We start from the raw sequence: 22,920 nt of genomic DNA on the forward strand, positions 1-22,920 counted from the left end.
TCTATCCCTTCAGACCAGCCAGCATGATGCCGCGCACGATGTAGCGCTGCAGCACCAGGAAGACGAGCAGCGTCGGCAATGTCGCGAGTGCCGCACCGGTCATGATCATTTCCCATTGAATGGATTGCTCGACGGCAAAGCTCGAGAGGCCGACCGGCAGCGTGTAGAGTTCACGGCTGGTGGTGACGATCAGCGGCCAGAAGAAGGCCGTCCAGTTACCGAGGAAGGTGAAGATGGCAAGCGCTGACAGCGCCGGTGTGACGAGTGGCATCGCCACCTTCCACCAGATCTGGAACTCGTTCAGGCCGTCGATGCGAGCCGCTTCGAGGAAGTCGTTCGGGACCGTCTCGAAGAACTGCTTCATCAGGAAAGTGCCGAAGGCCGTCATCATGCCGGGGAACATGACGCCCCAGTAGCTGTCGAGCCAGCCGAGCTGCGCCGACATCAGATACCAAGGGATGACAAGCATTTCCGTCGGAATCATCAGCGTCGAGAGGATCGCGAGGAAGATCAGATAACGGCCGCGGAATTCGAACTTGGCCAGTGTATAGCCGACGAGGCTGTCGAAGAAGACGTTCGAGAGCGTCACTGTGCAGGCAACGATCGTCGAGTTCAGGAACCAGCGCATGAAACGGCCGTCGGAGAGGACGGTGATGTAGTTCTGCAGCGTCGGCTCGGCCGGGATAAGGCGTAGGTCATAGACCTGGCCTGCCGTCTTCAGCGAGGTCGAGAACATGAAAAGCAGCGGCGAGACCATGATGAGGCCGCCGATGAAGAGCAGCGTCCAGGTGATGATGGCGCCGGGGCGGATATTGGCTTTCGGCAGCGGTGCCGCGTTGTCTGTCGTCACGGCACTCATTTGCGCTCCCTCAGGATCCAGAGCTGCAGCAGGGAGACGCAGAGCAGGATGGCGAAGAGCACGACGGTTTGAGCTGCTGCATAACCCATGTTGTAGGATGAAAAGGCAGTCTGATAGATCATGAGAACCAGAGGCTTGGTCGATCCGAGCGGTCCGCCGGGATCGTTGGTCGTCATGTTGTAGACCTGATCGAAGATGCGCAGGAAGCCGATCGAGGAGAAGACGACGAGGAACACGGTAGTCGGTTTCAGGAGCGGCAGCGTGATCTTCCACAGGATCGGCCATTCGCCGAGACCGTCGATCTTCGCAGCCTCGTAGAAGGTGTTGGGGATGGCGCGAAGGCCGGCCATGAAGATGATGATCTGGAAGCCGAGACCGGCCCAGATGGAGGTGACCATGATCGATGGCAGCGCCTGATCGACGGAGCGGATGAACTGCTGCTGCGGCAGACCGACCATGCCGAGCACGTCGTTGATGACGCCAATCGGGGCCGGCTGGTAGAACCAGCGCCAGACCCAGGCCATGGCGGCTGCCGTCGTCAGGAACGGCAGGAAATAGAGCGCGCGGATCAGCCCGTGCAGGAACCGCACGCGATCCAGGAAAAAGGCCACGACGAAGGAGACGACGAGGCTAATCGGCGTGCCGATGATCAAATAGGTGAAGGTGTTGCGGAAAACCTTCCAGAACTGCGGGTCGTTATAGAGCTTCACATAATTGGCGACACCGATGAATTTCGGCGGCTTCATCAGATTCCAATTGGTGAAGGACAGGTAGAAAGCCTGCAGCGTCGGATAAAAGCGGATCACGCAGTAAAACAGGATCGGCAGGGCGAGGAACGTCCAGACCCAGACGAGGCGTTTCTGGCGCATCGTCAGCCGATCCCGGAACGATCCGGCGGGACGGCTGATAGCCGCCCCTTCCGTATTCGCGGGTGCGGAACTCATAGCCGTCCCTTATTTGCTCTTGGCGTTGTCGATGATTTCCTGCTCGGCCGTTGCGGCTTGAGCAATGGAATCCTCGGGCGACTGGCCTTCCAAGAGAACGCGGTTGACCATGTCGATGGCATTCTGGCGCTGGCCGGCTTCATCCACGAAAAGCGAGGTATGCGCGTAGGCGAGCGCCTTCAGGAACGGCGAGTAGATCGGGTTCTTGAGGTTTTCATCGGTCAGAGCGGCTTCGCGACGGGCCGGCAGTTCGCCGACCGTGCCCAGCCAGACCTTCATGGCTTCCGGCGAGGTCACGTAGGCGAGGAACTTCTTGGAGGCCTCAAGCTTTTCGCCCGAGACCTTGGCGCCGATACCATTGGCGAAATAGCTCGCATAGTTGGAGCGCAAGCCATCGGCGTTGGCCGGAAGCTCGGTTACGCCCCATTCGAAATCCTTGATGCTGCCGAAGGAACCGAGACGGAAGGTGCCGTCGATGGTCATCGCCGCCTTGCCGCCGCGGAAGGCCGCCTGGCCCTCATCCATGAAGCCGGTCTGACCGACCTTCTTTTCGGTCTGCAGGCTGGTGTAGAATTTCAGCGCCTTGATGCCGGCATCGCTATTGTAGGTGACCTTGGAATAATCTGATGTATAGGGCTCGCCGCCGAACTGGCGGATCAGCACCTCACGCCACCACTGGTGATCCTGGCCGCCCATGTCGAGCGTCGTGCCTTCGACGGCAATGTTGCCGGCAGCGTCGCGCTTGACCGTCTTTTCGGCGGCGGCCACGAATTCGTCGACAGTCTGCGGCGGCTTGTTCGGGTCGAGACCGGCTTCCTGGAAGAGCTTCTTGTTATAGAAGAGCGCCAGCGAACGGACGGCGGTCGGCAGGCCGTAATAGTCGTCACCGCGCTTCATGGCTGATACGATCGGGAAGAAGTCTTTCTCGATCTGGTCATGCGGGAAAGCATCCGTCGGCAGCGGCTGCAGCAGGCCGCCGGCGATGAATTGATCGAGCCAGCCGTAGAAGAGCTGCATCACATCAGGGCCATTGCCGGCGAGATTGGCGGCAACGACGCGAGTTTGGTAGTCGGCATAGGGAAATGTCGTCTGCTTGACGGTGATATCGGGATTGGCCTTCTCGAAATTGGCGATCAGCTGGTCCATCGCCTTGACGCGCGTATCGTAGACATACTGCCAGTATTCGATTTCGACGGCCTGGGCGCTGTTGACCGCAACCACGCTGATGCCGGCAAAAAGCCCGGCCAATAAGATTCCGCGACGCATATCATCCCTCCATTGCCGAGCCGGCCTTCGAACCGCTCGCGCTCATCTGGTTCCCCAGGGCATCCCGCACATCGGCAGCGCCCCGATTTGATTGGCTCGGGAAGATGGAACTGAGGCTCCTCCTCCTCGGCATCGCACTGCGACCCTTTCAGGCTGGTTCGGAAGGGAGGCTTTGTCAATAAGATAATTTAGTTTAATTATTCTATTGCTCCTTTCATGATATCGGCGCTATCCATATCGGCAGAGACGAGGGCGGAGAGATGACACGGCAATCCGGCAAGCAGCAGATCGCGATGGGCAAGAACCCCGAGCGCAGCCGCGACCACAATCGTCGTGTCGTGCTCGATGTCGTGCGCATGCATGGATCGCTCGGCCGCATGCATATAGCCAAGTTGACACATCTGACCGCGCAGGCAGTCGCCAACATCGTTGACGAACTCGTCGACGAAGAGCTGTTGATGGAGATTGGCCGGCTGCGCTCCGGCCGCGGCCAACCACCGATCCAGTTTGCCGTCAATCCTGACGGAGCGGTGACGATCGGCGTCGAAATCGCCGCCGACCATATGGTAACGACGGTGCTCGACCTCTCGGGAAAAGTCCGTTCCGAAACGATCATGCCGGTGGAGAATACCAACCCTGAACGCATCGTTCCGCTCTTTGCCGGTGAAGTGAAGAAGGTGCGCAAGCGTTTTCCATCAAAGCTTCTCGGCATCGGCGTGGTCATGCCCGGCCCTTTCGAAATTGAAGGCATGAGCTCGGTCGGCCCCACCACCCTGCCCGGCTGGAGCAGCATCAATCCGGCCGCTGTTCTGAGCGAAGCCAGCGGCGAGACCGTCATCGTCGAAAACGACGCGAATGCGGCGGCCGTCGGTGAAAGACTGTTCGGTGCGGGCCGCACCATCTCAAATTTCTGCATGATCTATTTCGGCGTCGGCGTCGGTCTCGGCCTCATCCATGATGGCGCCCCCTTCCGCGGCGCCTTCGGTAATGCGGGTGAAATCGGTCATGTCGTAGTAGCCCCGCGCGGAAAACCCTGCCCCTGCGGCCAGCGGGGCTGCCTGGAGCGTTATGTCTCTCTGCATGCGCTGAAGGAGAAGCTCACCGAGGCCGGCTATGAGGATACCGATTTTGCGGCAATCGAGGTGCTGCATCGGGAGAACAATCCCGTCGTGAAGGAATGGATTTCGGAGACTGCGGACTATCTTTCGCCGATGGTGGCGATGCTGGAAAATGTTCTCGATCCGGAGACAGTCATCCTCGGCGGTGCGCTTCCCGATGCTGTCATCGATGAGATTGTCGCGGCTATGCAGACCCTTCCCGTTTCCGTCGCCAGCCGGCGCACGCGCGCGCTTCCGCGCGTCATCCGCGGCCAGACGGGTCAATTGACGGCCGCACTCGGTGCCGCTGCCCTGCCGCTCTTCGAAGCCGTCACCCCCAAACTCGACATATCACCGACCGCCGCCGATACCGCAGCTTAAGATGCGCCGCCGGTCTGCCCCAATGGAGGAACCATGCTGACCGACCGAGATCGTATTGAGAAACAGAAGCGGAGCCTTTCGCTGACGCGGCTGCACCGGGCGCTCTCCCGCCTGACCTCGACCATCACCATCATGAATACCGGCGCCCATCCCGATGATGAGCATAATGGCCTGCTCGCCTATCTGCGCCTCGGCCTCGGCATGCGCGTCATCGTCGCCTGCTCGACGCGCGGAGAAGGCGGGCAGAATGCACTTGGGCCTGAATGGCTCGGCGCACTCGGCATCATGCGAAGCCGCGAGATGGAAGAGGCGGCTCGCGAACTCGACGCCGATGTGCACTGGCTCGGCCACGGCCCTGATGATGCGATCCATGATTTCGGCTTTTCCAAGAATGGCGACCGGACCTTCGACCGTTGGGGCGAAAAGCGTATCGTAGAACGGCTAGTGAGGGCCTATCGTACGGAGCGTCCCGATATCGTGCTGCCGACCTTCCTCGACGTGCCGGGTCAGCATGGGCACCATCGCGCCATGACACGGGCCGCGGAAACGGCTGTTGGACTTGCCGCTGATCCATCGGCTTTTCCCGAACATTTCGACGAGGGTCTGACGACGTGGCAGGTTGCGAAATTCTATCTGCCGGCATGGTCGGGCGGCGGGGATACTTATGACGACGAGGTGCCGCCGCCGGCGATGACGCTGCCGCTTGAAGCCACTGATCTCGAACCTGTCAGCGGCGTCAGCTACGACCATATCGGTGAATGGTCGCGGTATTACCATGCCTCTCAAGGCATGGGCCGCTGGTACGATATCGGCGATACCGAATGGCCACTGCATCTGAAGCTCAGCGCGCAGGGCTCTGTCGCGGAAGCCTCCATCTTTGGTTCGCTTCCCTCAACACTCGCCGATCTCGCCCGCGAAACGGAGCTGCCGCAAAGTGTCGTCGATGCGCTGATGCGCGCGGATGGCGCAATCGGCAAGGCGATCGAGCGCTTTCCGGAACGATCCGCCATCGTCGATGCGCTGCTGCAGGCGGCACATCAAGTTGAAAAGGCGCTTGAGGAAGCGCCTGACGCCTTCCTCGAAACGCACGGGCATCGTCTGCAGCGCAAGCTCGTGGAAATCGATGCCGCACTTTGCGAAGCCGAACAGGTCTTCGTCCGGGCGGTTGCCGAACCCGCCGCGCTTTCGCCTGGAGCAACCGGTACGCTGATCCTTCATCTCAGCGGCAATGCCGGGACCGCTGTTGTCGATGCCGACATGAGATTGCCGGCAGGCGTTTCGGCAAGCCTCAAGGAAACCTTGCCGCAGCGGATCGTGTATGCGCTGACAGCGGCAGCCGATGCGCCATTCACGCGGCAATATCAGCCGGGATGGTCGAGCCTCGGCGGTAATGGCAATGCATCCGTCGATGTCAGGGCGCAGATCGGCAGTCGCTCGGTCATCGTAACCGTCGATCTTGAGGAGCCGCTGACAGTCGCCCCGCAGCACTCGCTGAACCTTCAGCCCAATGCCTTCATCATTCCCGCGGATGGCGAGAGGCCGGAACTGACGATCAAGGCTGCGTCTGCGGGACGTGTCGGCTTTTCCGCGCCGGCTGGCTGGGCGATCAAGGAGACTGACGGCGCGCTTACGCTTTCGCCTCCCGCTTCGATAGTGCCCGGCCTCGTCACCATTTCACCACTTGTCGACGGACAGCCGGCGATGCGCATCTCGCCGATCGCCTATCCGCATATCGGCCGCACCAGCTTCCGTGAGCCAGAACTGCTGCGTGTTCTGGCGCTCGACCTCAAACTGCCCGAAGGCGCCAAGATCGGCTATGTCGGTGGCGGTGCGGATCGTGTTGGGCTCTGGCTTGGCCGCATGGGGCTCGATGTCACCGAACTCGATGCGCAGGCCCTGTCCGGCGATCTCTCGCACTTCACGACCATCGTCGTCGGCATCTTTGCCTTCGGCATCCGCAAGGATCTGGCAGCTGCAACCGCGCGCCTGCATCGCTTCGTCGAAGAGGGCGGCCATCTGTTGACGCTTTATCATCGCCCTGTTGATGGCTGGCAACCGGCTGCCACGCCGCCGAAACGGATCGATATCGGCTCGCCCTCGGTCCGTTGGCGCGTGACTGATCCGACGGCAGAGGTGACCGTGTTGGAGCCTGATCATCCGCTGCTGCGGGGTCCGAACAGGATTACCTCGGCGGACTGGGATGGTTGGGACAAGGAGCGTGGCCTCTATTTCGCTGCCCGCTGGGACGATGCCTATGTACCGCTGCTTGCCATGCATGACCCTGAGGAGCAGCCGCTCAAGGGTGCCTTGATATCAGCTGAAATCGGCGAGGGGCGGCATACGCATACGAGCCTTGTACTGCATCACCAGCTCGACAAATTGACTCCGGGCGTTTTCCGGCTGGTTGCCAATCTCGTGCAACCCGCCTGAGGCGACTGGGATGGATGCAGTCGTCATACCTGACGGACTCTCCGGCGCCTGAAGACGGCACTTGGATGTTTCAATGCTGCAACACCGCCCCTATGATGGCAAGCACGTAAGAAATGTGCTGGATGCGTCAATAAGAGGATTTTTTCGGTTGACCGCGATAGGTCGCCTGCATATGTTCCGCGCACTTCCGGCCGGGGTGCTTCGCACCGCGGAGAGTGAGAGCGTAGCTCAGCCGGTAGAGCAACTGACTTTTAATCAGTAGGTCTCGGGTTCGAACCCCGACGCTCTCACCACAATCCTCTTTTCGGGGCTTGTGGCTCATACAACGAGCCGATGCTGTTCCATTCGTTGATTAGTTTCGCTCAAACTGATAGCAAATCTTGCCGACGGAGAGCATTGAGCGATATTTCCCCAATGGACGATTTTGATCATATAACCGGCCGACAATTGGCGGCCGCTCGTGCTTTGCTGGGAATCGGTCAGGTCGAGCTGGCCAGCAGGGCAAATATATCTGCTCCGACCCTGCGACGTATGGAGGCCAGTGAAGGCGCCGCTGAAGGTATGCGCAACAATGTCGCTTCAGTCATTGGGGTTTTGGAAGCTGGCGGCATTACCTTCCTGGACGGGAACTATTCCGGTTCAGGCGGCCCAGGAGTGCGCCTGACGCAGCCTGCCGGCGCGTCGATTGACATGCAAGAACGCGAGACGATTCAGTATCGCGAGTTTTATGAGAACGATGCACCTCCTGGTGCTGGAGGTTAAATGGCGAAAACACCCAAAGAACCAAAGCTCGAGCATTCCGATTTCTCCGGCGAGTTCGAAGACGACGGCGTAACCGTACTCGTCGATATACATCGGCCGGCGGGCACCAATGGCGATTGGACTCTCGAGGTCATCTCGCAGACCGAAGTCGTGACGACCTGGGAAGACAAATTCCCTACGGATCTCGAAGCTTGGGAAGAGTTTCTGGCCACCGCCGAACGAGACGGCGTGCGGAGCTTTCTCGATGAGGATGAGCCGCTTGTACATTGATGGGATCGACCCGTTCCCTGGCCTCTCGTCGCGGCCTGCCAATCCGTGCACTGCCGCATTGAGGAGACCTGGAGCTTCCGGCACTGATGCCGGAAGCTTATCAATGCGATTCGCAATACTCGCCCTCAGTAGCTGCAGGAGCGACCATCTCTGGGCCTGAAGCCATCTTCACAGGCGCGATTCATCGAATCTCCCGGGACGTAGCCTGAGGCGGAGCCGTATGAGTTCGGGGGAGTTGCGCATGCCGTGAGCAGCGAGATGCCGATCAGCCCTCCGGCGGCTACCAATGCCCGAAATCTGCTCATCAATGTTTCTCCTCGGTGGATGTTCTGGCGTCAATCTCTCACGCTAGAGCGCCGTGCGTCCATTCGGACGCACAAAGGACGCTCTAACTCTTTGAATCTACGCATCAGGCTTTCCGAAAATCGATCCCGATTTTCGGGCTGACCCTGTAGCGCATACCAGCACCAAGCAGTCATCGCAACTAAACGACATCACAAGCTTGCTCTCGGCCGCGGTAGCGAGCAGGCCGGATGAAGTAGCGAGAGATCCGGCGTCGGCCTCGTATGTCCGCCGGCCAGACCTCCCGGCATTTGCAGTGGGGTGCCTGCAAATGCCGGGCAATACCATCGGTCACGCCCGAGTCGATCCATTCACAGAGCCAAAGATGGTTAGCGCGCGGTTAATATCCACATGCCCTGTCCCGCGTTGGGATGGATGGAGCTACCTCAAGACCTGCGGCAATTTGGAGATCCGGCCGGTTGCGCTCAGCGCAAAAAGGTGATTGGCAATCACCCCTTTGCGGCGCTAGGAACATCGCTCAGACTGCTGCCGGAGAGAATGCGTGTCGATTGCCGATATTTCCCTTTGGAGCGCGCTGCTTGCCGGAGCGCTTTCCTTCCTGTCGCCTTGCGTGCTTCCACTCGTTCCGCCTTATCTCTGTTATATGGCGGGCATTTCGGTCGAGCAGTTCCGCGGCGGCGGCACGGTTGCTGCGGCACCGGATGTGCGGCGCGGCGTGCTTTTCTCGGCGCTTTTCTTCACGCTTGGCTTTGCGACTGTCTTCGTGGCGCTCGGCGCCGGTGCCTCGACCATCGGCATGGTGCTGCGCCAGCACCTCGATCTGCTCTCCAAGATCGGCGGTCTGATCATCATCGTCATGGGGCTGAATTTTCTTGGGATTTTCCGAATCGGCCTACTGGCGCGGGAAGCGCGCTTTCAAGGCAACGGCAAGCCGGCGACGCTGACGGGCGCTTACGTAATGGGGCTGGCCTTCGCATTCGGCTGGACGCCTTGTATCGGGCCGGTGCTCGGGGCGATCCTCGGCGTTGCCGCATCGCGTGAAACGGTTGGTTCCGGTGCGGGGCTGCTTGCTGTCTATTCGCTCGGCCTTGCCGTTCCCTTCTGGATTGCTGCCGGCTTTTCCGGGGCCTTCATGCGCTTCCTGTCGCGCTTCCGCCGGCATCTCGGCACGGTGGAGAAGATCATGGGCGTCTTCCTCGTGCTGACGGGTCTTGCCTTCCTGCTTGGCTGGGTCAGCAACGTCGCCATATGGTTCCAGCAGACGTTCCCAATCCTCATGCAAATCGGCTGAGCGCAAGGCTCAGCCAGTATATTGCAACAAATCAGGCTTTCTTCCGCTTTAGCCGTTCCTTGATCGCATCGGGAATATCGCGGAAGCCGCGGCCCGGCTCGATGCCTTCGCGCATGACGATGTTGCGCAGCGGTGGGATGGCTGACAGGACATGCAGGCCTGCGGCACGCAGCATCTGAACGGGAAGGAAATCGGAGAGCAGCGAACGGTTCAGGAGGTCGACGCTTGCCGTGCGCGTCATGATATCGGCGCGGCGCTTACGGTCAAAGCTAGTACCCGCATCGGCAGGAATAGGGAGTTCCGCGCGCGAGCTCAGAAGATCGCTCAGAGCCATGATGTCGCGAAGGCTGAGATTGAGGCCCTGTGCGCCTATTGGCGGGAAAACGTGCGCGGCCTCGCCGATCAGCGCGATCCGGCCCTTTCCGAAACGATGCGCCATCATGCCCGATAGCGGCCAGATCTGCACGCCCTCCTCGACAGTGACTTTGCCGAGCAGGGACTGCATGCGCTCTTCCACGACATTGCCGAGTTCGGCGAGCGACAGCTCGACGCGGGCTGCGGCATCCGAGGGATTCTGTACCCAGACGAGGCTCGAGCGGTTGCCCGGCAGCGGTACCTGGGTGAAGGGCCCGTGCTCCGTGTGGAACTCTGTGGAGATATTCTGGTGCGGCAGCGTATGCGCAAAGTTCAGCACCATGGCCGACTGCGGATAGGACCAGGTGCGCACGTCGATGCCCGCCGTCTCCCGGAGCTTCGATTTGCGGCCATCAGCGCCGATAGCAAAATCGGCACTGATCTCTTCGCCGCCTGCAAGCGTCATCGTTACAGATTCCGGAGCGATCCCGATCGTCTCGGCCATGTCGGTGAAACGGGTGATATTGCCCTCAGCGGCCACCGCAGCTTCGAGCACATCCATCAATGCCCTGTTCGGGAAATTATAGCCGAAGGCATCCAGCCCGACTTCGGCGGAGCGGAAGGTCGTCGTCGGCGCACGCAGCAAACGGTTGGTGCCGTCGATGATGCGCATGCTGGCGAGCGGTGCGGCAGCGGAACGAAGCTTTTCCCAAAGCGTCAGCCGACCCATAAAGCGAATCGACTGGTCCATCAGGGCCGTGGTGCGGCGATCCTCCTTGGGAGATGGAGGGGCGACCAGCGCCACGTTACGGCCGCCGCGCGCCAGGGCGACTGCAGCGATCATGCCAGCGAGACCCCCACCAATCACCGCCACTTCGAATTTGCTCATGCTATCGTTCCGTCATCAACAAGACGGCAGAACCGGCAGCCTCAGGCGGCCGGCTTTGCCTGACGGCGCCAACTATAGCCCTTGCCGGCTTCGGCGTCACGCACCGCCGGCTGATAATGATGCGGAATAGACGGCAGGCGCTTTTCCGACAGGCGGCGGATTGCCGTCTCGTTGGTGACGGCGAAACTGTCGATGCCGACGCGCAGCATCAGCGGCACCTGATCGATCAGCACATCGCCGACCGCACGCAGTTCGTTGGTGTAACCGAGGCGCTGGCGGAGCAGCGACGCATGGCTGAAAGCGCGGCCGTCATTGAAGGCCGGGAATGCGACAGCCACGATCTCCAGGCGATAGAGATAGGGTTCCAGCTTCAAGACATCGTCCGCCGGCCTGATGACCACGCCGAAGCCGACGTCATTGCTCTCATCCGCCGTGGCGATCAGCTCGTCGAGCGTCAACAGCGGCTTCTGATCGCTCGTCGCCTTCACTTCGTCGGTCTCGATCACCCAGGGATCGTTTTCGACAAAACCGGTTTCTCTCCAGATCTTCGTCATCATCCCCTCCTTATGCCGCTTCCGCTGCCGAGCCGTAGAGCGCATCCTTGAAAGGCTGCGGACCGACGCGGCGGTAGGCGGCGAGGAAGATTTCCGAGGGATCGAGACGCAGGCCGAGATAGGTGTCAACGATCGTCTCGATCGCGTCCGTCACCTTCTCAGGCTCGAAGCCGCGACCGATGATTTCGCCGATTGACGTGTGCTCGTCACCAGAACCACCGAGCGTGATCTGGTAGAGTTCGGCACCCTTCTTCTCCACACCCAGCAAGCCGATATGGCCGACATGGTGATGACCGCAGGCATTGATGCAGCCGGAGATCTTGATCTTCAGCTCACCGATCTCGGCCTGACGGGCCGGGTCGCCGAAACGGCGAGAGATTTCCTGCGCGACCGGAATGGAGCGGGCATTGGCAAGCGCACAATAGTCCAGCCCGGGACAGGCAATGATATCCGTGATCAGGCCGGCATTGGCTTCGGCGAGATTGATCGCTACGAGGCCGCGATAGACAACTTCGAGATCGGCGAGCGCCACATGCGGCAGGATGAGGTTCTGCTCATGGCTGACTCGGATTTCGTCGAAGGCATATTCCTCGGCGATATCGGCAATGGCATCCATCTGCGAGTCGGAGGCGTCACCCGGGATGCCGCCGATCGGCTTCAACGAGATCGTCACCATGCCGTAATCGGGGTTCTTGTGCGGCTGGACATTCTGATGAACCCAACGGGCAAAAGCCGGATCGGCTTTCTTCCAGCGGGCCAGGTTTTCCCAGCCTTCAGCACGTTCGGGCAGGGCCGGCGGCGCGAAATAGGCGGTGATGGCCTGGACGTCCTGTTCCGGCAGCTTCAGCTCGGAATCCTTCAGCTGCGCAAATTCGACCTCGACCTGACGGGCGAGTTCTTCGGCGCCGGTCTCATGGACAAGGATCTTGATACGGGCCTTGTACTTGTTGTCGCGGCGGCCGTGCAGGTTGTACACGCGCATGACGGCTGTCGTGTAGGACAGGAGGTCCTCTTCCGGCAGGAAGTCGCGGATCAGCTTGGCGACCATCGGCGTGCGGCCCTGACCGCCACCGACATAGACGGCAAAGCCGATCTCGCCCTTGTCGTTCTTCTTCAGATGCAGGCCGATATCGTGGACCTGGATGGCAGCGCGGTCGCGCTCGGCACCTGTTACCGCGATCTTGAACTTGCGCGGCAGGAAGGAGAATTCCGGATGGACGGAAGACCACTGGCGCAGGATCTCGGCATAGGGGCGCGGATCGGCGACTTCGTCGGCGGCGGCACCAGCGAAATGGTCTGCCGTCACGTTGCGGATGCAGTTGCCCGACGTCTGCATGGCGTGCATCTCGACGGTTGCAAGCTCAGCCAGAACGTCGGGCATGTCCGACAGTTTCGGCCAGTTGAACTGCAGGTTCTGACGCGTGGTGAAATGGCCGTAGCCGCGATCATAGGTGCGGGCAATGTGTGCGAGCATGCGCATCTGGCGCGAGCTCAGCGTGCCATAGGGAATGGCAATACGCAGCATGTAGGCATGAAGCTGCAGGTAGACGCCGTTCATCAGGCGCAGCGGCTTGAATGCGTCCTCTGCCAGTTCGCCGGAAAGGCGGCGCTGGACCTGATCGCGAAACTGCTCGACGCGCTCGGCGACAAAGGCGTGGTCAAATTCGTCGTAACGGTACATCGTCTTCCTCAGACTGCAATGAATTCGGGATCGGCCGGCTTGTAGCCGGGCGCATATTCCATCGTCGGCCCCTGGGCGCGGATGCGCTCACGCAGGCGCAGCGGCCAAAGCTGGCCGTTGGTTTCCTGGACGTCGACTACGGCAACATCAACGACCTTATTGTCGGCATAGGACTTCTTGCCGATCTCCTCAAGGGCAGCGACAGCTTCGGCATGACGGGCAACGAGTGCCTCCTGCAACGAGGTCACCCATTCGCCATTGGCGTTCAGCCAGACGGCGATGCCATCGCCCAGTCGGTTGGCGGTCAGAACCTTGTCTACCATGTCAGCTCCTTGCAAGTTCATCGAACCGGATGCGTTCACGCACCAGCGGTTCGGACAGTTCGAAATTGGCACCCGCGACGGCATCGCCGATAATGACCATGACCGGGCCAATCAATTCGTCACGATGCTGCAGGTCGGGAAGATCGCGCAGGGTTCCGTGCAACAGGCGGCGGTCGGCGCGGCTCGCATTCTCGATGACGGCAACCGTGGTCTCAGAGGGAATACCTGCCTGCATCAGCCGTTCGGCGACAGAAGCCGCAACGGTACGGCCCATATAGACGGCGATCGTGGCACCCGATACGGCAAGGCTTGCCCAGTCCGGGAGCACGTCACCGGTCAGATCATGTCCGGTCGTGAAGACCAGCGAGGAGGCAACGCCGCGAAGCGTCAACGGCAGCTCGAAATCAGCAGCGGCAGCAAATGCCGACGTAATGCCGGGCACGATCTCATAGGAGATGCCGGCCGCGCGTAGCGCTGCCATCTCTTCCCCTGCCCGGCCATAGACCAGTGGATCGCCGCTCTTCAGGCGTACGACGCGTTTACCCTGGTGGCCGAGATCGACCAAGAGATCGTTGATCTCTTCCTGAGACTTCGAATGGCAGCCCTTGCGCTTGCCGACAGAAAGACGCTCGGCATCGCGGCGGCCCATATCGACAATCGCCTGCGGTACGAGCGCATCGTAGACGATGACATCGGCTTCCATCATCACACGCTGGGCACGCAAGGTCAGGAGATCCTCGGCACCGGGGCCGGCGCCGACCAGCCAAACATGGCCTTCAACGCGATCCAGCGAGCGCAACAGACCATTGGCGGCGCGGCGGGCCTGCGGCAGGTTGCCGTTAGCGACAGCATCGGCGACTGGGCCGGAAAAGAAACGACGCCAGAAGATGCGGCGGGAAACGCCACGGGGAACGAGGTGTTCGACGGCCTTGCGATAGCTGGTCGCAAGAGCGGCGAGTCGGCCGAGCGAGGGCGAGAGGAGCTGATCGATCTGGGCGCGGATCATCTGCGCCAGCACCGGCCCTGCCCCTTCGGTGCCGATCGCAACGGCAACAGGCGCACGATTGACGAGAGCGGGCGTGTAGAAATCGCAATAGTCAGGCTGGTCGACAGCATTGGCCGGGATCTTCGCGGCGCGCGCGGCATCGACGATACGACGATCCTGTTCGGCGTCACCGGTTGCCGCAAAGACTAATACCGCGCCCTCGACCTGTTCAGGCGCAAAAGCTTCGCGGACAGTCTCGATGCGGTTGGCAATCAGAAAAGCGTGGTAATCGGCTTCCGGGCGGTCGGCATGTGCAATAATGCGCGCCTGCGTGTTCAAGAGCAGGCGGGCCTTGGCGAAAGCTTCATCGCCATTGCCGAAAACGGCCGCAGTCCGACCTTCCACGCGAAAGAAGGCGGGAAATATCGAGAGCTGTTCAGTCCTGGGAGGCATTCTCAATCCACTTCGAAGTTCTCCGAATATGCATTCTCCGGACACGCGAATGAAGAAACAGAATTCCAAAGGCCGGCCAGTCGCGTATTCTTTTACCCGCTTGATCAATGATTTGAGAAAACTGACCCGTGCGGCGCAAAAACCACATATCTTGAGCCGTTATCGCAGCTTTTTGCCCAAAGGATGAAGCGATAAAGCCTGTGGCAAAGTCTCCGGTGCCGGACTTATCCGTTCCGCTTCATTCCGCCGGGCGATAAGATAGGTGAAACAGGAGAATTTCATGCCTGAAAAGACAATCGCCTCCCGCCTTCTGCAGGTCATGGAGGATAACATCCTGCCGATGACGGAACTTGGGGTCGCTTCCGGCAACAAGGTGTTCGGAGCAGCGATCCTGCGCAAATCCGATCTTGCGCTCGTCGTCGCTGAGACCAATAACGAGCTCGAAAATCCGCTCTGGCACGGCGAAGTGCACACGCTAAAGCGATTTTACGAGCTCAACGACAAGCCGCCGACGAAGGACCTGATCTTTCTCTCCACGCATGAACCCTGCACCATGTGCATGTCGGCGATCACCTGGGCCGGCTTCGATAATTTCTATTATTTCTTCAGCCACGAGGATTCGCGCGACAGCTTTGCTATCCCGCACGATCTGAAGATTCTGAAGGAAGTCTTCGGGCTCGAGCCGGGCGGCTACAGGCGGCAAAATGTTTTCTGGAATAGCTTTGCGATTGCCGATCTCGTCGAGACCGAGGATGCTGTACTGAAGGCCGAACTCAGGGCACAGACAGCGCGGATCAAATCCCGCTATGACGCCCTTTCCAACACCTATCAGGCCACCAAGAGCGCCAACGACATTCCGCTGAACTGAGAGACCATGGAACCTTCGAAAGACATTTCACGCCTGATCGAAATCATGGCGGCACTTCGCGATCCCGAGAGCGGCTGCCCGTGGGACATCGAGCAGGATTTCGAGAGCATCAAACCCTATACGCTCGAAGAAGCCTATGAGGTTGCCGACGCGATCGAGCGCAAGGACATGGACGATCTCTGCGATGAACTCGGCGACTTGCTGCTGCAGGTGGTCTTTCATGCGCGCATGGCCGAGGAAGCCGGAGAGTTCTCGTTCGGCGATGTCGTGGAAGCCATTACCCGCAAGATGATCCGCCGCCATCCGCATGTGTTTGCCCGTTCGGATGCCGACACGCCCGACGCCGTGAAGAAGCAGTGGGACGAGATCAAGCAGGCAGAGAAGCGGGAGCGCGCCGAGCGCCGGGCGCGACGCGGCATGACAGAAGATTTCAAGGCCGGCTTCCTCGGCTCGGTGCAACGCAGCTTTCCGGCGCTGACCGAGGCGCTGAAGCTACAGGAACGTGCGGCCAAGGTCGGCTTCGATTGGTCGGCGCCCGAACCGATCCTCGACAAGATCGAGGAGGAAGTCGATGAGCTACGCGTTGCGCTGCGTGAGGGCGATAAGTCAAAGGTCAGCGACGAACTCGGCGACCTGATCTTCGCTGTCGTCAATATCGGTCGGCATGTGAAGGCCGATCCGGAACAAGCACTGCGCGGAACGAACACGAAGTTCAGGCGCCGATTCAATCACATAGAGACGGTTCTTGATGCAGAGGGCGAGAGCCTGGAAGCGGCCAGCCTGGAGCGGATGGAAGAGATCTGGCAGGCGGCCAAGGCAATCGAGCGGGCTGTCGTAGCCGGGGCGGAGTGAAACTTCGCCCAATTGGGATTATCGCTCCCAGTCTTCCTTGGCAGGCTTCGCACCATTGCCGATGCGGCGCTCGAGTTCGGCAGCCTCCGTCTCGGACAGGCGGAGGTCCAGCGTCACTGAGCCATCCTCATTGTCTTCGCGGCTGTCGACGACGGCATGGTCGTAAAGCCAGGGTAATAGCGCCAGCTTGTCGACCGGCAGCGTGACAGTCGTTTCCGTCATGACGCCGGATAGACGGCGGCTGATTTCATCCATAAGCCTGTCCACGCCCTCGCCGCTGATGGCGGAAACGGCAATGACATTCTTCATGCCGGAGGACTTCTGCACCATGGCGTCATGGGCTTCGGGCTCGAGCCGGTCGATCTTGTTCCAGACCTCGAGAATGCGGCGCTCGCCTTCGGCCTCATCGATGCCGAGGTCATTCAGGATGCGCAGCACGTCAGCGCTCTGGGCCTGATTGTCCACATCAGACATGTCGCGAACATGCAAAACGAGATCGGCCTCCAGCACCTCTTCCAAGGTCGCGCGGAAGGCGGCGACCAGATGAGTCGGCAGGTCGGAGATGAAGCCGACGGTATCGGACAGGATGACGGTGCGGCCATGCGGCAGCTTCATGCGGCGCAATGTCGGGTCCAGCGTCGCGAAGAGCATGTCTTCAGCGAGAACCCCCGCCCCGGTGATGCGGTTGAACAGCGTCGACTTGCCGGCGTTGGTGTAACCGACGAGCGCCACGATCGGATGCGGCACCTTCTTGCGCTTGGCGCGGTGCAGCTGGCGCGTGCGGACGACCTGCTCCAGCTCGCGTTCGAGCTTGATGATGCGATCCTGCAGCAGGCGCCGGTCGGCTTCGATCTGGGTTTCACCCGGACCACCCATGAAGCCGCCACCGCCGCGCTGGCGCTCAAGGTGGGTCCAGCTTCGGACCAGGCGGCCCTTCTGATAGTTCAGATGCGCAAGATCGACCTGCAGCGTGCCTTCCTTGGTCGAGGCACGGCGGCCGAAGATTTCCAGGATCAGGCCCGTCCGATCGATGACCTTGGCGTTCCATTCCTTTTCCAGATTCCGCTGCTGCACCGGCGTCAATGGGTGATCAACGATCACAAGACCGGAATTTCGCTCGTCCAGAAGATGTTTGATTTCCTCGATCTTGCCCGTTCCGAGAAGCGTAGCCGGGCGCGGATCGTTGACAGGCACGATCGAGCCGTTGACGACGTCGAGATCGATCGCCTGCGCCAGGCCGGTCGCCTCGTCGAGACGGCTTTCCGGCGTGCGGGTCGATGCCGATTCGCTCTGCCCGCCGCGTGAGCGCGATTTCAGCACCGGCACGACGACAGTCGCGCGCATATCATCCCTGTGCTTGGCGGCTTCAGGGATGATGGAATCGTTCTTTGTATCGCGTGTCGAAATGACGGCCGGCCTTGGTTAGGACGCTGCTTCTTCGCTCTCGAACATCTGCATTGGCTGACCAGGCATGATTGTCGAGATCGCGTGCTTATACACGAGCTGCGAATGTCCGTCACGACGGAGAAGAACACAGAAATTGTCGAAAGATGTGACAACGCCTGTGAGTTTTACGCCGTTAATCAGAAAGATTGTCAGGGAAATCTTTTGCTTGCGTACAGTATTGAGAAATAAGTCCTGCAGATTCTGAGAACGTTCCGCCATCGCGCCGCTTCTTTCTTTATTGCCGGCCTGATCAAGCCGGTAGAATATCAATCAACCTCTCCAGCAAGGCAGGTGGCACCCTCATTCCTCCTGCCCAGCAAATCTTGGTATCAAATCGTAATCTTTTCCGCAACGTCGAAAAAGGCTTCCCGAATATTCTGCGAAAGGCTTCCGGGATGACCATTCGCAATCGCCTGTCCATCAACGGAAACGACCGGAAAACAAATGCTTGTGGCAGCGGTGATGAAGACCTCGCGGGCTGCCATCATCTCCGAAACGGAGAACTTCCGCTCGACGATCTTGACCCCCAATTTGGCTGCGACATCGATGAGAGTCGTACGCGTGATACCCCGCAGGATGCCATGGTCGGCCGGCCGCGTTACCAGCGTACCATCGGCATCGACGATCCAGACATTGGTCGCAGCCCCCTCTTTCACCATGCCCTCGGCATCGATGTAGATCGCTTCCTGGGCGCCGGCTTCCTTCGCCTGCTGGCGCGCAAGCGCGTTCGACAGCAGCCCGACCGACTTGATGTCGACGCGGTCCCAGCGGTTGTCAGGAACAGTAATCGCCTTGATGCCAGTGGCGTTCTTCCTGGCGATGACGGACGGATCGGTGCTCTTGGCCGTCACGACGATCGAGGGCGGAGTGCCGTCCGCCGGGAAGACATGGTCACGGCGGGCAACGCCGCGTGTCACCTGCAGGTAGAAAAGGCCGTTGCGGACGTGGTTGCGGCGCAGCGTCTCGCGAATCACCTGCGTCAGCGCTGCACGGCTCATCGGCCAGGCGATGCGCAATTCTCCGAGCGACCGGTCGAGCCTGTTCAGATGTCGGGTCAGATCGACGATCAGACCGTGACGAACCTCGCAAACCTCATAGACACCATCGGCAAACTGGTAGCCGCGATCCTCCACGTGCACCATGGCGTTGGAATGCGGCACGTAGCGTCCATTCACATAGGCAATTCTTGGCATCGAAAACCTGTTTGGGAAAACCTGCTTGGGGCAAAAGAAGAGAACCGGCGCGACTTGAGCCCGCGCCGGAAAAAAATCAGACGCCGAGCGACTTCAGTTTGCGGTGCAGCGCCGAGCGCTCCATGCCGACGAATTCGGCCGTGCGGGAGATGTTGCCGCCGAAGCGGTTGATCTGGGCGATCAGGTAATCCTTCTCGAACATCTCGCGGGCTTCGCGCAACGGCAGCGTCATGATGTGATAGTCGTTCTTGGCCGAGACCTTCGGCAGCATGTCACCGAGATCGGTCGGCAGCATGTCTGCGGTGATCGGAGCATCCGGACCGTCGGTGCGGGCAAGGATCATCAGCCGCTCGATATTATTGCGGAGCTGACGGATATTGCCCGGCCAGTCATGGGCCTGCAGCACGGCCATGGCGTCATCACCGATGCGGCGCGGCCGGATGCCCGCCTGTTCGGAAATCTGACGCATGAGCTGGTCGACGAGGAATGGAATGTCCTCACGGCGCTCGGCGAGCTGCGGCACGCGCACCGGCACCACTGCCAGGCGATGATAGAGATCCTCACGGAACCAGCCCTCGGCGATGCGGCTTTCGAGATTGTAAGCGGTCGAGGAAATGATGCGCACATCGACCTTCACCCGCTTGGAGCCGCCGACACGCTCGAACTGCTGATCGACCAGTACGCGCAGGATCTTGTTCTGCGTTTCGCGCGGCATTTCGCCGACTTCGTCGAGATAGAGGATGCCGCGATGAGCCTCTTCGAGCGCGCCGATCTTGCGCGCCTGCCCTGGTGCACCCTCGGTGCCGAACAGCGCTACTTCCATGCGGTCGGGTGTGATGTTGGCGGCATTGAGCGCCACGAAGGGGCCGTTGGCACGCATCGACTTCTTGTGGATCATACGCGCCACCAGTTCCTTGCCGGAGCCGGATGCACCGAAGATCATGATGCGGCTGTTAGTGGGCGCCACCTTTTCGATCGTTTGGCGCAGCTGCGAAACAGCGACCGAGGTGCCGATCAGCTCCAGCGCATCGCCAGCGCGGCGCTTCAGCTCGACGTTTTCGCGCTTCAGCTTGGAATTTTCCAGCGCGCGCTCAGCGATCAGGATCAGGCGGTCGGCCTTGAACGGCTTTTCGATGAAGTCAAAGGCACCGCGCTTGATGGCGGAGACAGCCGTTTCGATGTTGCCGTGACCGGATATCATCACCACGGGAAGCTCGGGATGGCGTGTCCTGATCTCGTCCAGCAGCGAGAGACCGTCGAGCTTGCTGCCCTGCATCCAGATATCGAGAAAGACGAGACGCGGCACGCGATCGGAAATTGCCGCCAGCGCACTGTCGCTGTCATGCGCCATGCGGGTTTCGTGGCCTTCATCCGACAGGATACCGGCAACGATCTCGCGAATGTCATGCTCATCATCGACGACGAGAATATCAGAGGCCATAAACGCTTTCCTTGTCATTGGCTGACGGGGCAGCGGCCACATCCCGGCGCGGCAGATGCACCCGGATCATGGCCCCTCTTCCCTGGTCAAAATCTGCGGGTGCATCGTGTAGTTCGAGCTGCCCGCCATGTTCCTCGATGATCTTCTTGACGATGGCGAGGCCGAGGCCGGTGCCCTTCTCGCGCATCGTCATATAGGGTTCCAGAATGCTGTGGCGGTTCTCGACCGGCAGGCCGCGGCCATTGTCGATGATATCGACGGTGAAGCGGTCGCGCGCTTCGTCCAGAGAGGCACGGACGAGGATCTTGCGCGCTTCGCGTTCCTCGCTCGGCACGGCCTCGATCGCTTCCACAGCGTTCTTGATGAGATTGCCGAAGGCCTGACCCAGCATGCGGCTGTCGAAGGCGCCTTCCAGCCGTTCTTCGCCAAGCTCCTGCAGGAAGGAGATATGGTTGTTGCCCATCTCGCGCAGGAAGATTGCGTCGTGAAGGATGGCGCGCAGGTCGCTCGGTTCCTTGGTCGGCTTCGGCATGCGGGCGAAGGCGGAGAATTCGTCGACCATGCGACCGATATCGCCGACCTGGCGGATGATCGTATCCGTGCACTGGTCGAAAACGGCGCGATCGTTCTCGTCGATCTGCTTGCCGTAACGACGTTGGATGCGCTCGGCCGAAAGCTGGATCGGCGTCAGCGGATTCTTGATCTCGTGTGCGATGCGGCGGGCGACATCACCCCAGGCGGTGGAGCGCTGGGCGATAACGAGGTCGGTGATGTCATCGAGCGTGATGACATAGGATTCGCTTAAATCGCGCACTTCCTCGCGCGTCACCTGGACGCTGAGGGTGCGCACCGTGCCGCCGCGCACCAGTGCGATCTGCTTGCGGAAATCACCGCGGTAGCGTGTGGCAGCCTCCGTCAGCACCTGATCCACTTCGGGCGCGACTTCCGACAGCTGCTTGCCGAGCATTTCGTCGGCCTGCAGCGCCATCAGCGTTTCGGCAGAACTGTTGACGATGGTAATGCGCCGGTCCTGCTCGACACCGATGACGGCAGCCGTCACACCCGACAGAACGGCCTCGATGAAGCGGCGGCGATCGTCCACCTCATCTTTCGCCTCAAGGATTTCGTCCCGCTGCGTGCGGATTTCCGAGATCATCTTGTTGAAGGTGCGCGACAGGCTGGCGACGTCGCCATCGACGGCGTGGACAGGCACGACGATATCCATGTTGCCCGATGCAACGCTGTCGGCAGCGGTAATCAGCAGGCGAATCGGCCGCACGATACGGTCGGCGACCGCAATCGCGGTCCAGATCGCCGCGAGAAGCACGATCAGAGCAAAGCCGATGTAGAGCACTGCAAAGGCGATCTGCAGCGAGACGCGGCCGGCTTCCATCGAACGGTATTCGGTGGCGTTCTCCTCCATCATGCGCATGGCATTCATGACCTTGGGGTCGACTGCGCGCACCGTATAGAGGAAGGTTCCGGGGATCGATTCCAGCCGGATGATGGCGCCGACAAGGTTGGTCACGCCGGGCGGGATCAGCGTCGGCTGGCCGGCAGCCGCCTTTTCCAGCGCATCCTGCGGAATAGCGGGCAGCGGTTTTTCCGTGGCGATGTCGGCCTGGACATTGACAGAGCCATCGCGCTCGACAAGGAAGGCGCCGAGCAGGCCGCGGCCCCTCGCCTGACGCGTCATCAACTCGCCGAAACCGGTCTTGTCGAGGCTGTAGAGAGCGCGGTTGCGCTCAAGATCGTTTGCCATCGAAACCGTCTGGCCCTGCAGATAGCTGGCGTTTTCCAGCATGTAGGCCTGGCCGATATTGCGGGACGAGCTGACGATCGCCTGGGTTCTCAGTGCAAACCAGCGGTCGAGACCGGCGTTCAGCGTGATACTGGCAAAGATAGCAACAAGGATCGCCGGCGTGATCGCGACGATCGAAAAGAGCACGACGATCCGGATGTGCAGCCGCGCAGCGGCGCGTCCGCGCGTGCGGGCCTTGAAAAGCCGCGCGACTTCGCGCCCTATCAGCGCGATCAGGCCGAGGACGAAGAAGGAGTTGATGACGACAGAGCCGATGACGACATGCGAGGTCGGGGCAATCGGCGTGACACCCAGCAGCACGAAGAGCGTGACGGTCGCACAGACCAGCGCGCCACCGGCGAGCACCAGGCCGGGTACGGCAAACAGGGCGCGACGGTCGGTCACCGTTGTCACCGCCACATTCGCCGTTTCCGGCGATACCCCTTCTTCGTCCATTCAGCCTCTCTTCGGACGGCA

22 protein-coding genes and 1 tRNA gene are annotated in these 22,920 nt (G+C 60.5%); 9 read left to right on the forward strand and 14 right to left on the reverse strand.

The window, feature by feature from the left end; genetic code table 11:
• Position 1: 1 nt before the first annotated feature.
• From H4W29_RS00160 to H4W29_RS00170, 3 genes are read right to left on the reverse strand one after another with little or no spacing between them, the layout of a single operon-like run.
• Positions 2-859, reverse strand: coding sequence for a carbohydrate ABC transporter permease (locus tag H4W29_RS00160; RefSeq protein ID WP_192727160.1), 858 nt, complete (start codon positions 857-859; stop codon positions 2-4).
• Positions 856-1,803: a carbohydrate ABC transporter permease gene (locus tag H4W29_RS00165; protein WP_192727161.1), complete on the reverse strand. Its 948-nt coding sequence runs from the start codon at positions 1,801-1,803 to the stop codon at positions 856-858. Before H4W29_RS00165 ends, H4W29_RS00160 begins: the two co-directional genes overlap by 4 nt.
• A 9-nt stretch (positions 1,804-1,812) precedes the next feature.
• Positions 1,813-3,069 (reverse strand): sugar ABC transporter substrate-binding protein, encoded by a 1,257-nt coding sequence (locus H4W29_RS00170; RefSeq protein WP_192727162.1) that lies wholly within the window; start codon positions 3,067-3,069, stop codon positions 1,813-1,815.
• A gap of 260 nt (positions 3,070-3,329) precedes the next feature.
• Between H4W29_RS00170 and H4W29_RS00175 the strand changes: the two genes are divergently transcribed.
• The 5 genes from H4W29_RS00175 to H4W29_RS00195 all read left to right on the forward strand — a co-directional run bounded on the left by H4W29_RS00175 (position 3,330) and on the right by H4W29_RS00195 (position 8,009).
• On the forward strand, positions 3,330-4,547 hold the full coding sequence (locus tag H4W29_RS00175) for an ROK family protein (RefSeq protein ID WP_192727163.1): 1,218 nt from the start codon (positions 3,330-3,332) through the stop codon (positions 4,545-4,547).
• Between the two features lie 33 nt (positions 4,548-4,580).
• Positions 4,581-6,977: a PIG-L family deacetylase gene (locus tag H4W29_RS00180; protein ID WP_192727164.1), complete on the forward strand. Its 2,397-nt coding sequence runs from the start codon at positions 4,581-4,583 to the stop codon at positions 6,975-6,977.
• 217 nt (positions 6,978-7,194) lie between these two features.
• Positions 7,195-7,270 (forward strand) — tRNA-Lys (locus tag H4W29_RS00185).
• A 103-nt stretch (positions 7,271-7,373) separates the two neighbouring features.
• Positions 7,374-7,739: a helix-turn-helix domain-containing protein gene (locus H4W29_RS00190; RefSeq protein ID WP_192727165.1), complete on the forward strand. Its 366-nt coding sequence runs from the start codon at positions 7,374-7,376 to the stop codon at positions 7,737-7,739.
• Positions 7,740-8,009 (forward strand): hypothetical protein, encoded by a 270-nt coding sequence (locus H4W29_RS00195; protein WP_192727166.1) that lies wholly within the window; start codon positions 7,740-7,742, stop codon positions 8,007-8,009. It abuts the gene before it with no gap.
• A gap of 125 nt (positions 8,010-8,134) precedes the next feature.
• Here H4W29_RS00195 and H4W29_RS34260 read toward each other — a convergent pair whose 3' ends face one another.
• Entirely contained in the window at positions 8,135-8,314 is a 180-nt protein-coding gene (locus H4W29_RS34260) for a hypothetical protein (protein ID WP_246517076.1), read from the reverse strand.
• 539 nt (positions 8,315-8,853) lie between these two features.
• Here H4W29_RS34260 and H4W29_RS00200 point away from each other — a divergent pair.
• Positions 8,854-9,603, forward strand: coding sequence for a cytochrome c biogenesis CcdA family protein (locus H4W29_RS00200; RefSeq protein ID WP_192727167.1), 750 nt, complete (start codon positions 8,854-8,856; stop codon positions 9,601-9,603).
• 31 nt (positions 9,604-9,634) lie between these two features.
• Here H4W29_RS00200 and H4W29_RS00205 read toward each other — a convergent pair whose 3' ends face one another.
• Genes H4W29_RS00205 through cysG form a run of 5 tightly spaced genes read right to left on the reverse strand, consistent with a single transcriptional unit; the run spans position 9,635 to position 14,842 of the window.
• Positions 9,635-10,846 carry a UbiH/UbiF family hydroxylase gene (locus H4W29_RS00205; RefSeq protein WP_192727168.1) on the reverse strand — a complete coding sequence of 404 codons (1,212 nt, stop codon included), beginning with the start codon at positions 10,844-10,846 and terminating at the stop codon, positions 9,635-9,637.
• Positions 10,847-10,887: 41 nt separating this feature from the next.
• Positions 10,888-11,400, reverse strand: a complete 513-nt coding sequence (locus H4W29_RS00210) for a DUF934 domain-containing protein (RefSeq protein WP_192727169.1) — start codon at positions 11,398-11,400, stop codon at positions 10,888-10,890.
• Positions 11,401-11,410: 10 nt separating this feature from the next.
• Entirely contained in the window at positions 11,411-13,081 is a 1,671-nt protein-coding gene (locus H4W29_RS00215) for a nitrite/sulfite reductase (protein ID WP_192727170.1), read from the reverse strand.
• 8 nt (positions 13,082-13,089) lie between these two features.
• The gene (locus H4W29_RS00220; RefSeq protein ID WP_112547175.1) at positions 13,090-13,404 is read right to left on the reverse strand and encodes a DUF2849 domain-containing protein; all 315 of its coding nucleotides are present in this window, start codon (positions 13,402-13,404) and stop codon (positions 13,090-13,092) included.
• A 1-nt stretch (position 13,405) separates the two neighbouring features.
• Positions 13,406-14,842 carry a siroheme synthase CysG gene (cysG, locus tag H4W29_RS00225; protein WP_192727171.1) on the reverse strand — a complete coding sequence of 479 codons (1,437 nt, stop codon included), beginning with the start codon at positions 14,840-14,842 and terminating at the stop codon, positions 13,406-13,408.
• A 49-nt stretch (positions 14,843-14,891) separates the two neighbouring features.
• Here cysG and H4W29_RS00230 point away from each other — a divergent pair, with 49 nt between their 5' ends.
• The 3 genes from H4W29_RS00230 to mazG all read left to right on the forward strand — a co-directional run bounded on the left by H4W29_RS00230 (position 14,892) and on the right by mazG (position 16,562).
• On the forward strand, positions 14,892-15,029 hold the full coding sequence (locus H4W29_RS00230; RefSeq protein ID WP_192727172.1) for a hypothetical protein: 138 nt from the start codon (positions 14,892-14,894) through the stop codon (positions 15,027-15,029).
• Positions 15,030-15,122: 93 nt separating this feature from the next.
• Positions 15,123-15,710 carry a nucleoside deaminase gene (locus tag H4W29_RS00235; protein ID WP_192727173.1) on the forward strand — a complete coding sequence of 196 codons (588 nt, stop codon included), beginning with the start codon at positions 15,123-15,125 and terminating at the stop codon, positions 15,708-15,710.
• A 6-nt stretch (positions 15,711-15,716) separates the two neighbouring features.
• A complete protein-coding gene (gene mazG / locus H4W29_RS00240) occupies positions 15,717-16,562 on the forward strand; it encodes a nucleoside triphosphate pyrophosphohydrolase (RefSeq protein ID WP_192727174.1) in 846 nt (281 codons plus the stop codon).
• Between the two features lie 18 nt (positions 16,563-16,580).
• Here mazG and hflX read toward each other — a convergent pair whose 3' ends face one another.
• From hflX to H4W29_RS00265, 5 genes are all read right to left on the reverse strand, one after another.
• The gene (gene hflX / locus H4W29_RS00245; RefSeq protein ID WP_192727175.1) at positions 16,581-17,906 is read right to left on the reverse strand and encodes a GTPase HflX; all 1,326 of its coding nucleotides are present in this window, start codon (positions 17,904-17,906) and stop codon (positions 16,581-16,583) included.
• Between the two features lie 78 nt (positions 17,907-17,984).
• Complete coding sequence (gene hfq / locus H4W29_RS00250) at positions 17,985-18,227, reverse strand: RNA chaperone Hfq (protein ID WP_003539403.1); 243 nt, start codon at positions 18,225-18,227, stop codon at positions 17,985-17,987.
• Positions 18,228-18,337: 110 nt separating this feature from the next.
• Positions 18,338-19,201, reverse strand: a complete 864-nt coding sequence (locus H4W29_RS00255; RefSeq protein ID WP_192727176.1) for a D-amino-acid transaminase — start codon at positions 19,199-19,201, stop codon at positions 18,338-18,340.
• Positions 19,202-19,277: 76 nt separating this feature from the next.
• Positions 19,278-20,642 carry a nitrogen assimilation response regulator NtrX gene (gene ntrX, locus H4W29_RS00260; protein WP_192727177.1) on the reverse strand — a complete coding sequence of 455 codons (1,365 nt, stop codon included), beginning with the start codon at positions 20,640-20,642 and terminating at the stop codon, positions 19,278-19,280.
• Positions 20,632-22,899, reverse strand: a complete 2,268-nt coding sequence (locus tag H4W29_RS00265; protein ID WP_192727178.1) for a sensor histidine kinase NtrY-like — start codon at positions 22,897-22,899, stop codon at positions 20,632-20,634. The genes ntrX and H4W29_RS00265 overlap by 11 nt, the downstream gene beginning before the upstream one ends.
• Between the last annotated feature and the right edge of the window lie 21 nt (positions 22,900-22,920).

The sequence above is a fragment of the Rhizobium viscosum genome, assembly GCF_014873945.1.
Taxonomy (GTDB): domain Bacteria; phylum Pseudomonadota; class Alphaproteobacteria; order Rhizobiales; family Rhizobiaceae; genus Rhizobium; species Rhizobium viscosum.

Coding starts and splice junctions, on each gene's coding strand:
- hfq (WP_003539403.1), bottom strand. CDS start 18,227: ATGGCGGAACGTTCTCAGAATCTGCAGGACTTATTTCTCAATACTGTA.
- H4W29_RS34260 (WP_246517076.1), bottom strand. CDS start 8,314: ATGAGCAGATTTCGGGCATTGGTAGCCGCCGGAGGGCTGATCGGCATC.
- H4W29_RS00205 (WP_192727168.1), bottom strand. CDS start 10,846: ATGAGCAAATTCGAAGTGGCGGTGATTGGTGGGGGTCTCGCTGGCATG.
- cysG (WP_192727171.1), bottom strand. CDS start 14,842: ATGCCTCCCAGGACTGAACAGCTCTCGATATTTCCCGCCTTCTTTCGC.
- H4W29_RS00265 (WP_192727178.1), bottom strand. CDS start 22,899: ATGGACGAAGAAGGGGTATCGCCGGAAACGGCGAATGTGGCGGTGACA.
- H4W29_RS00180 (WP_192727164.1), top strand. CDS start 4,581: ATGCTGACCGACCGAGATCGTATTGAGAAACAGAAGCGGAGCCTTTCG.
- H4W29_RS00170 (WP_192727162.1), bottom strand. CDS start 3,069: ATGCGTCGCGGAATCTTATTGGCCGGGCTTTTTGCCGGCATCAGCGTG.
- ntrX (WP_192727177.1), bottom strand. CDS start 20,642: ATGGCCTCTGATATTCTCGTCGTCGATGATGAGCATGACATTCGCGAG.
- H4W29_RS00235 (WP_192727173.1), top strand. CDS start 15,123: ATGCCTGAAAAGACAATCGCCTCCCGCCTTCTGCAGGTCATGGAGGAT.
- H4W29_RS00215 (WP_192727170.1), bottom strand. CDS start 13,081: ATGTACCGTTACGACGAATTTGACCACGCCTTTGTCGCCGAGCGCGTC.
- H4W29_RS00220 (WP_112547175.1), bottom strand. CDS start 13,404: ATGGTAGACAAGGTTCTGACCGCCAACCGACTGGGCGATGGCATCGCC.
- hflX (WP_192727175.1), bottom strand. CDS start 17,906: ATGCGCGCGACTGTCGTCGTGCCGGTGCTGAAATCGCGCTCACGCGGC.
- H4W29_RS00210 (WP_192727169.1), bottom strand. CDS start 11,400: ATGACGAAGATCTGGAGAGAAACCGGTTTTGTCGAAAACGATCCCTGG.
- H4W29_RS00175 (WP_192727163.1), top strand. CDS start 3,330: ATGACACGGCAATCCGGCAAGCAGCAGATCGCGATGGGCAAGAACCCC.
- H4W29_RS00195 (WP_192727166.1), top strand. CDS start 7,740: ATGGCGAAAACACCCAAAGAACCAAAGCTCGAGCATTCCGATTTCTCC.
- H4W29_RS00160 (WP_192727160.1), bottom strand. CDS start 859: ATGAGTGCCGTGACGACAGACAACGCGGCACCGCTGCCGAAAGCCAAT.
- H4W29_RS00255 (WP_192727176.1), bottom strand. CDS start 19,201: ATGCCAAGAATTGCCTATGTGAATGGACGCTACGTGCCGCATTCCAAC.
- H4W29_RS00230 (WP_192727172.1), top strand. CDS start 14,892: ATGAAGAAACAGAATTCCAAAGGCCGGCCAGTCGCGTATTCTTTTACC.
- H4W29_RS00165 (WP_192727161.1), bottom strand. CDS start 1,803: ATGAGTTCCGCACCCGCGAATACGGAAGGGGCGGCTATCAGCCGTCCC.
- mazG (WP_192727174.1), top strand. CDS start 15,717: ATGGAACCTTCGAAAGACATTTCACGCCTGATCGAAATCATGGCGGCA.